Origin of the sequence: Streptomyces sp. CBMA156, assembly GCF_014596515.1 — a bacterium.
Taxonomy (GTDB): Bacteria; Actinomycetota; Actinomycetes; order Streptomycetales; family Streptomycetaceae; genus Kitasatospora.
This window is the reverse complement of sequence record NZ_MSJQ01000415.1, coordinates 1-8,489: the sequence shown is the minus strand read 5'-3', so window position 1 is coordinate 8,489 and position 8,489 is coordinate 1. Positions and strand designations below refer to the sequence as shown.

Here is an 8,489-nt window from a genome sequence, read left to right as displayed (position 1 = left end):
CTACGACGCGGCCGGCCGGGTCCTGGACGCCGCCCGCGGCATCCCCGACCTGGCGGGCGTGCTCGCCCTGGCCGCCGAAGGCCGCTCCGCGCTCGCAGCCGAACCGCGGCTTCCGCTGTGCTTCTTCGACCCCCGGCACGGCGCCGCCGTCCGCCGCACCACCTGGCGCCCGCTCGGCCGCCGGGAACGCGTCGACGTCGCCGTCTGCGAGGACTGCGCCCAGGCCCTGCGCGCCCGCCGCGCACCCCAGGTGCTCGCCGTCCGCGACCAGGGGCGCACCATCCCCTACTTCGAGATGCCCGCCGACCGCAGCCTCTGGGCCGCCACCGGCTACGGCTCGCTGCTCTCCGGCCCCGACGACACCCTCGCCGCCCGGGTCGGCACCGGCGAGTTCAGCCGGGCCCGGCAGCAGTCCGAGGACCGCGGCGCGGCCAAGGACTGAGCCCGGGGAGGGTTTTCTGACGGAGCGCCGGTTCCCCTAGGGAACCGGCGCTCCGTCGTTCTGCCGTTCCCCTGTTCCGCCGGCCGTCCGACCGTCCGGGGAGGTGCAGCCGGTGGACGGGTCCGTCCGGGCTGAGAGTCGGCCCACTGAACGCCTCCCGATCCGCCACCCGGCCCGCCGCGCCACCTGCGCCGGCCCCAGCCGCTCCGCCACCCGGCCTCCCCCGCCGCGGGGCCGTCGCCTACAGTGAGAGGTTCTTGCGGACGGGACCGGGTGACGGCACGAGCGGGGAGGGGTCCGGAGTGGAGCGACGCGTACGTCGGACCGCGGCGGCCGCGCTGTCCTGCGCGTTCCTCGCGGTCTGGGCCGTCTGCCAGGTCCTCCTCGGCACGGCGACAGGCACGGCGCAGCCGGTTCCTGACGCGCCGCCCGCCATCGCCGCCCCGGCCGCCCCCGCCCCGACCGCCCCCGACGCCGCCCGCGCCCGCAGCGCCGCAGCCCGCGCCAAGACCGCGGCGAAGGAGGCCACCCGCGCGGCCAACGCCACCGTCGCGATCGCCAACCAGGCCTCCTCCGCAGCCACTGAGGCTCAGGGCGCCGCCAACGAGGCCGCCTCGCACGCCGAAGCCGCCGCCACAGCCGCCGAGGAAGCCGCCAGACACGCCGGCGACGCCAACACCCAGGCCAACATCGCCCAGACCGCCGCCACCGCTGCCGACACCAGCGCCAACTCCGCGGCGGCCTCAGCCACCCAGGCCCACAAGGTCGCCGACATCGCCCGCGCCTCGGACGCGGAGCGCCTCGCCGCTCAGCAGGCCACCGAGATGGCCACCGCCGACGAAGCCTCCCGCGAGGCCGACCAGAAGGCGAAGGCGGCAGCCTGGGAGTCCGGCAAGGCCACCAAATTCGCCGCCGACACCGAGCAACTCGTCAAGGACGCCACCGCGCCCGGCGCCGACCCGAAGGCGGTGGTCCTCAAGGGCCGTCAAGTCGCCTTCCGGCTCCTGGACACCGCCGGCCCGTGGACGAAGGCCGCCGCCCAAAGCGCCCTGGAAGGCGACGACACCGACGTCCAGACCTTCCTGGCCTCGGGCCTGACCACCGCCCGCGACTACGACGACCGCACTAGCGCCCTGGCCATCACCCAGTCCGCCGGAAAGCTGGAACTGCGCCTGGCCGCCGAGACCGCGGCCGTCGGCACCACCGACCAGGTCCGCGCGTTCCTGGCCACGGGCCAGTACCCGGGCAAGGACGACGACGACCGCGTCGCCCTGTCCCAGATCATGGCCAACGGCGGACCAGGAGTGAAGGAAGCCGCCGGCAAGGCCCTCGACGGCACCATCGACGACGTCCGCGCCTTCCTGACCACCGGTCAGTACAAGGCCCGCGACGACGACAACCGAGTCCTCGTCAGCCGGGCCCTCGCCAACGGCGGACCCGAGGTCAAGGCAGCCGCCCAAGCGGTCCTGTCCGGCCCCACCGACCGCCTCGAGCCGTTCCTGAAGACCGGCCTTCCCAAGGCCCAACAGCGCGACGCGATGACCGCTGCCCACGTGGCCACCATCGCCTCCTACCTCGCCAGCATCGACGGCTCCGTCGCCCAGGCCCGCCAGTACGCCGCCCAGGCCGCCCAGTCCTCCGCCACCGCCCGCGGCGCCGCCAACGAAGCCGCAGGCTACGCCAGCACAGCCAAGCAGTCCGCTCAGCAAGCCCAGGCCTTCTCCAACCAAGCCGCGCAATCCGCGCAAGCCGCCCAGACAAGCGCCCAGCAGGCCGCCGGCTACGCCAAGCAGGCCCAGACCGCCGCAGCCACCGCCAACGCCGCCGCCCGCAGCGCCAACTTCTCGGCAGCCGCCGCGACCAGATACGCCGACCAGGCCAGCAAGTACGCGGCCGACGCCAAGGACGCCCGGGACCGGGCGAACGCCTCGGCCGTTGCCGCCGGCAAGAGCCGCGACGAAGCGAACAAGGCAGCCGCCGAAGCCTGGGACGCCTTCTACACGAAACAGTGCACCAGCACCCTCGCCGGCGCACTGGAAAGCCAGACCGCAACGGTCGACGACCAGGGCCGAATCTCCTACATCGAAGGCGGCCTCCAAGGCGACCCGAAAACGGAGGTCATCCAGAACGATCTGGACCGCTGCGCAGCGGGCGACATGATGCTGTCGATCTACGGCAACGAGATCAAGCCCCTGGACACCAGCGTCTGGCACCTCGACCCGGCAGGAAAGCCGGTTTGCACCCTCCACCTCACCGTGAGGGCCACCGGAACTACCAGCTACACCATGAGGACCTGCCCGGAACCAGGCCTGTCGATCACCGCCTGTACCGGCAAATACACCACCTGGAACACCGTCCTCGTCAGCAGCAACCCGCTGGACGTCCAGTACCCGCAGACCATCGAGCTGACGTACGGCGACTACCTCAAGCACTACAAGCCAAAGAACCACGGCGTCGAGGACCTCTGGGCCGCAGTCACCAAAGACATCGTCGACTGCTACCACAACCCCGGCCCCACCAGCGCCTGCGCGTGGGCCGCATCCAACCTCATCCCCTACGGCACCCTCGCCAAGGGCGCCAAGGCCGTCGTCGCCTTCCGCTACGCCCTCGAAACCGGCATCGGCATCGAAGACGCCAAACTCGCCGTCCAAGCCTCCCTCGACGGCTACAACAAAGCAGCCCTCGCCAAACTCACCGCCACCGCCGACGCCGTCGCCAACTTCCGCAACTCGCTCAAGACCGGAACCGGCACCGACGCCGCACTCGAGGCGTTGCGGCAAGACCGTAATGTCGAACGTTCACTGGTTCAGCAGTTGGAAGCCGAGCGCGACATCTCGGTGTACGGGCAAACCTGCCCGATTGTCCCGCCAGGAACACTCAACAGTTTCCCCGCCGGCACTGCAGTTCTGATGGGAGACGGCACTACCCGCCCGATCGAAACCATCAGCGTCGGCGATCTGGTGACTGCAACCGACCCGGTCACCGGTGTCAGCGGGCCGCGCGCGGTGACGAACACCATCTACACCCCGGACGACCGCGACTTCACCGAGCTGACAGTCGATCCCGGAAACGGACCCAAGGGGTCCGTCACCGCCACCGACCACCACCCGTTCTGGGTAGAGTCAACCCGCACCTGGACCGACGCAGCCGCCGTCCAGGTCGGCGACACCCTGCGCACTGACAACGGTGCCACCGCCCAGGTTGCTTCCATCCGGCACTGGACTGCGCTGCAGCCGGCCTACAACCTGACCGTCGCCGACCTGCACACGTACTACGTGCTGGCCGGAAACATTGCGCTGCTGGCCCATAACGCCAGCCTCGAATGCTACCGGCAGGTCCAGAAGATCGCCGACAAGCTTCCAAACTGGGTTAAAAATGAAAAAACAAAGGGTTTTGTTTTGACCAGGGAAGCAGACGATATAATAAACGAGGCCGGGGCCATCCAAAGCGGATACAGTAAGAGCAGGGATGCGATCGACGCCTACCTGCAGACCGTTGGATTCCCTAAGAATAGTTCCATTGTTGCCGATGTCGAGGTGAAGCTCGCATGGCGGATGAAGGAGGTCAAGCGGAAAACCCTGGAGATTGTGATCAACAAACCGGGGGGTCCGTGCACGGGCACGCTCTCCTGCGCGGTAGCAGTGCCCAAGATCCTTCCAAAGGATTACACTCTGATCGTTTGGTACAAGAATGAACTTGGCGTTCTCGCCGATGAGCCGATCCGCCTAAAGGGCGCGGCGGAAGATTTTACCGGATAGGTGAAAGATGATGCTTCTAAATGTTCACATCGACGGCAAATGGCGCTATGGCGAGACGCCAGAAGAAAAGACCCAGGCAGTCTCCGAGGCTTTCGAAATCCTTGCAGAGAAGGGAAGCGGAGGTCCGGACTGGAGGCCAGGAGAAATTGCCCTATTCTCGTTCTCCGAAACGCCATACGACGATCACACCTTGCCCAACAACTGCCTGATGGTGTCCATCAACGCATCCTCCGGCTATGGCGGTCTGATCTGGTTCTCCACTGACGACCACCCGCAGAGGGGAGGCGCATGGGGCAAGACGTGGGTGTCCGATAATCCTGAGCCACCAGATTTCGACCCGCAGGTCGTTTCGGATCCCGGCTATCCGCTATTTCATGACCCAGCCAGCACTCTCCCGATCGCGCAGGTACGCCAGGCCGTCGAAGAATTCAATCGAATTGCCACCGGAGGCCGACCAGAATGCCTCAGCTGGATCGGCGGAGCCATAAGCGGGCAGCGCGATGACCGCGCACCGATCATCGAAACAGTAGGCGATGACGAAATTGACTGGGACAGTCTCCCCTAACGCTTCGAACAACTGCTAAGACGATCTATCAGCGGCCCCGGCAACGACCACTCAAAGTCCCTGCCGGGGCCGCATCTTCACTCGGCGGATTGAGCAAAGCCGCTGGCCAACGACGACGTCCCAGGACCAATCTTCTGTGTAACGGCTCTTGGGGCTTCGCAATTCGCTGCCCGGGAACAATGCCGGGCGCTCAACTGGCCAAGTGAAGCGCTCAGTCGCAGTGGCGCCGACGGCGGCGAAGCGCGCAGCCAACGCGGGCTGAAGCTGCGCGGCGCGGACGAGCGCCGACCGTGACGCGAGGACGCAGAGACACAGCCGCCTGAAGATTCTGTTGTATGTAGCGAGCAAGAGGCTGACCCTGATGGCGGCGGCCCCCTGCGCGTAGCCCGACGGGTCCGACTCCCCTCGACGGCGATAGCTCACGGCGTCTCTGGTTGACCGAACGATCCCGGATCTGGAGCCCCATCCCATCCGTCCCCCATGGGGACAGATGGGAGACGGATGGGAGAAGGATCTTCCCAATCAAGACTAGCTAAGGCTAGCTATAGCTAAGTAAGGCTAGGTTTCGGAGCGAATAGAAGCAGGCGGGACGCCGACCTGGCCTCACGTCGACGGTGCCGCTGATCTGCTGCATCCAGTGCACGGCGGCGGCCGAGACCGCCCCGCCCGGGTCCCGGAGGGAGGTGTCGGGCTGAGGGCCGACGTCGACCGGCCAGGCGGTGTACACGTCCGTCAGGGTGTCGAGTCGGGCGGCGGCCCTGGCGGCGAGCAGGTTGCTGATGCCGGGGCTGGCGCCCATGCCGACGACCGCGCGGACTCCGGCGGCGCGGGCCTCCTCGTCCAGGTCCAGCATGGCGACGGTGGGTTCCCAGTCGTCGCAGATGTCCAGGTAGTGGGTCCCGGTGCGGATGGCGGCGCGCAGCACGTCGAGGCCGTAGCGGTAGTACGGGCCGACGGTGTTGAGCACGGCGTCGGCGTCCGCGAGGGCGGTGTGCAGTTCCCGCTCGTCGGTGACGTCGGCCCGGGTCGCGCGCACGGGCACCGGTGAGCCGGCGGCGAGTGCGGCGACGGCGCGGCGGGCGGCGTCGAGGTCGCGGTCGGCGATGACCAGTTCGTGGGCGCCGGGCAGTGCGGCCAGGACCCGGGCCGAGGCCCGGGCGGCGATCCGGCCCATCGCGCCGGCTCCGCCGAGGGCGAGCAGCTTCATCGTGGGTCAGCCCTTCCGGTGGTCGAGCGAGGTCAGGAAGTCGCGGATGGAGTCCAGGTAGCCGGGGGTGAACAGGGAGCGCGGGGCGGCGATGGCGAGGACGGTGCTGCGCAGTGCCGAGTGCTCGACGTCCTCGGACACCATGGTGTGGGTGGAGTCCTGGAAGCGCTGCACCCGGAGCAGGCCGGGGGTGGTGATGGTGCGGCGGTAGCCGGCCTCGGTGTCGTCGCTGTCGACGTTGACGTCCCGGCCGCCGAGGATCAGCTGCACCGGGATGCGGAGGGCGGCGAGGTCCTCGGTGGCGTCGGAGGGGTAGTTGCGCTTGTTGAACGCCCACCGTTCGGGGGTGAGGCCCTCGGTGACGCCGCCGGCGGCGCGGTACTGCTCGAAGGTGGCGCCGGTCCGCAGGGCGGCCTGGTTGCGGTCGCTGCGGGCGACGGCGGCGGCGGTCTCCTCGGGTGAGGCGTGCCGCTGCTTCAGCTCGGCGAGCAGGTTGTAGCGGCCCTGCTGGAGCCAGTTGACGGCGGGGGCGACGGCGATCACGAACGAGACGTCCGGGGACTGCCGGGCAGCCTTGGGCATCACCCAGCCGGCCTGGCTGGCGCCCCAGAGGCCGATCCGGTCCGGGTCGATGCCGGGCTGGGCCTTGGCCCAGCGGATGGCGGCGAGGGTCTCGTCGGCGCGGTCCTGCATGCTCTGGTCGAGCCAGTTGCCGGGGGCGTTGTTCACGCCGGGCTTGTCCCAGGAGAGCGACGCGTACCCGGCCTTCGCCATGGCCTCCCAGACCGGCCGGTAGAAGGTGTCGTGGGTGGCGTCGACGGGTCCGTCGCCGTGGACGAAGACCACCAGTCCGTACGGTCCGTGGCCGCCGGCCGGCCTGGCCAGGACGCCCTGGAGCGGCTGCTTCCCGCCGGTGACGGTGACCCGCTCCTCCGTGAGGTCGTACTCGTTCTGGTACACCACCCAGCCGCCCGCGCCGACCAGCAGCACGACCACGGACAGCAGCGACCCCCAGAGCCACCGGTGTCTGCCGAACATCTTCATATCGCTCACTCACCAATCGATCGTTCTGAAAACGACCGTAGCAGATATGAACACACTAGGATGATCGTCATGCAGGAGATCCCGACCCGGGTACTGGTGGACGCGCTGGTCCGCGCCGACGGCACGGTCGACTGCGGCGACCTCTACGCCGTGGCCGGCCGGCTCGGCATGAGTGACCAGCAGGTCCGGCTGACCATCAGGCGCCTCACCGCCGACGGCCGCTTCGTCCAGGAGGGCCGCGGCCGCCGGGCGCTGCTGCGCGCCGCCGCCGCGACCCGGCGCGAGATCGAACCGGACGTCGGGTACCTGGCCCTGATGTACGCCCAGGACCGCGGCGAGGCCCCCTGGGACGGCGTCTGGCACCTGGCGGGTTTCGCCGTCCCCGAACGCGACCGCACCGCCCGCGACGGGCTGCGCGAGGCGCTGCTGCGGCTCGGCGGCGCCCCGGTGCAGAACGGGCTGTACGTCTCGCCGCACCCCTGGGAACCGGACGTCCGTGAGGCGGCCGGCGCCCTGGGCGTCCTCGGCAACCTCACCCTGCTGAGCACCCGCGACCTGCACACCGGCGACACCGCGGAGCCCCGGGAACTGGCCCGCCGCTGGTGGCCGCTGGAGGAGATCGCCGAGGGCCACCGGCGGCTGGCCGCCTTCGCCACCGAGAAGCTCACCCGGCTCACCGAAGGCGGCCTCTCGGAGACCGAACTGCTCACCGTGGCCGTCGAGTTGGCCGCCGTCTTCACCGAGGCCGGCGAGCCGGACCCGCTGCTGCCCCCGGAGCTGCTGCCGCGGCCCTGGCCCGGCACCGTGGCCCGCGCGCTGGTCGCCCGCTGCTGGGCCCTGCTGCTCGCCGACCCCTGGCCGGGCGCGCCGCGGCTGTTCGACGCCTACGCGGAGGTGGTCGCGGAGGTCACCTCCTGACCGCCGGGCCGCACCGGTGACGCGGGCGCGACCGGCTCCGGCAGCGTCCGGAACAGTGCCCAGCTCAGCACCGGCATCAGCACCAGCGGCAGCAGCGCCGTGCGCAGTGAGGTGGCGTCCGCGAGGCTGCCGATCGCCGGGCTCGCCAGGCCGCCGATGCTGACCGTCAGCCCCAGCGTGATCCCGCTCGCCGTGCCGATCCGCGACGGCAGGTAGTCCTGCCCCAGGGTGACCTGCAAGGAGAACGGCACGTACAGCCCCGCCGAGGTCAGCGCCACGAACAGGTAGAGCACCGGGCCCGGCACCAGCAGCAGCCCGGCCACCGCGACCGCCGCCACCAGGTACGACCAGCGGGACACCGCGACCCGCCCCCACCGCTCCGCCAGCGCGCCGCCCAGCACCGAGCCCACCGCGCCGCCCGCGTACAGCACCACCAGCGCCGCGCTGCCCGTCGCCGTACCGCCGCCGAGGCGCTGGCCGGCGAACAGCGAGAGGAAGGTGCTCAGCCCGACGAACGCGATCGAGCGGCAGACCACGGCCAGCGACAGCCTCAGG

The 8,489-nt window shown here is 69.9% G+C and carries 6 protein-coding genes and 1 pseudogene; 4 read left to right on the top strand and 3 right to left on the bottom strand.

What is annotated here, in order from left to right; all coding sequences use genetic code 11:
- The 3 genes and pseudogenes from BU198_RS37035 to BU198_RS37025 all read left to right on the top strand — a co-directional run.
- Positions 1–442: pseudogene (locus BU198_RS37035) on the top strand (hypothetical protein); the annotation flags it as partial.
- A gap of 302 nt (positions 443–744) precedes the next feature.
- Positions 745–4,200 carry a polymorphic toxin-type HINT domain-containing protein gene (locus BU198_RS37030; protein WP_188301197.1) on the top strand — a complete coding sequence of 1,152 codons (3,456 nt, stop codon included), beginning with the start codon at positions 745–747 and terminating at the stop codon, positions 4,198–4,200.
- A 7-nt stretch (positions 4,201–4,207) separates the two neighbouring features.
- The gene (locus BU198_RS37025; RefSeq protein ID WP_188301196.1) at positions 4,208–4,765 is read left to right on the top strand and encodes an Imm1 family immunity protein; all 558 of its coding nucleotides are present in this window, start codon (positions 4,208–4,210) and stop codon (positions 4,763–4,765) included.
- A 538-nt stretch (positions 4,766–5,303) separates the two neighbouring features.
- Here the strand turns inward: BU198_RS37025 and BU198_RS37020 are convergent.
- Positions 5,304–5,972, bottom strand: coding sequence for a saccharopine dehydrogenase NADP-binding domain-containing protein (locus BU198_RS37020; RefSeq protein ID WP_188301195.1), 669 nt, complete (start codon positions 5,970–5,972; stop codon positions 5,304–5,306).
- 6 nt (positions 5,973–5,978) lie between these two features.
- The gene (locus tag BU198_RS37015; RefSeq protein WP_223245454.1) at positions 5,979–7,016 is read right to left on the bottom strand and encodes an alpha/beta hydrolase family protein; all 1,038 of its coding nucleotides are present in this window, start codon (positions 7,014–7,016) and stop codon (positions 5,979–5,981) included.
- Between the two features lie 69 nt (positions 7,017–7,085).
- Between BU198_RS37015 and BU198_RS37010 the strand changes: the two genes are divergently transcribed.
- On the top strand, positions 7,086–7,934 hold the full coding sequence (locus tag BU198_RS37010) for a PaaX family transcriptional regulator C-terminal domain-containing protein (RefSeq protein WP_223245453.1): 849 nt from the start codon (positions 7,086–7,088) through the stop codon (positions 7,932–7,934).
- Here BU198_RS37010 and BU198_RS37005 read toward each other — a convergent pair.
- On the bottom strand, positions 7,901–8,489 hold a 589-nt coding region (locus BU198_RS37005), incomplete at its 5' end, for an MFS transporter (RefSeq protein WP_188301193.1). The two genes, BU198_RS37010 and BU198_RS37005, sit on opposite strands and share 34 nt — an antisense overlap.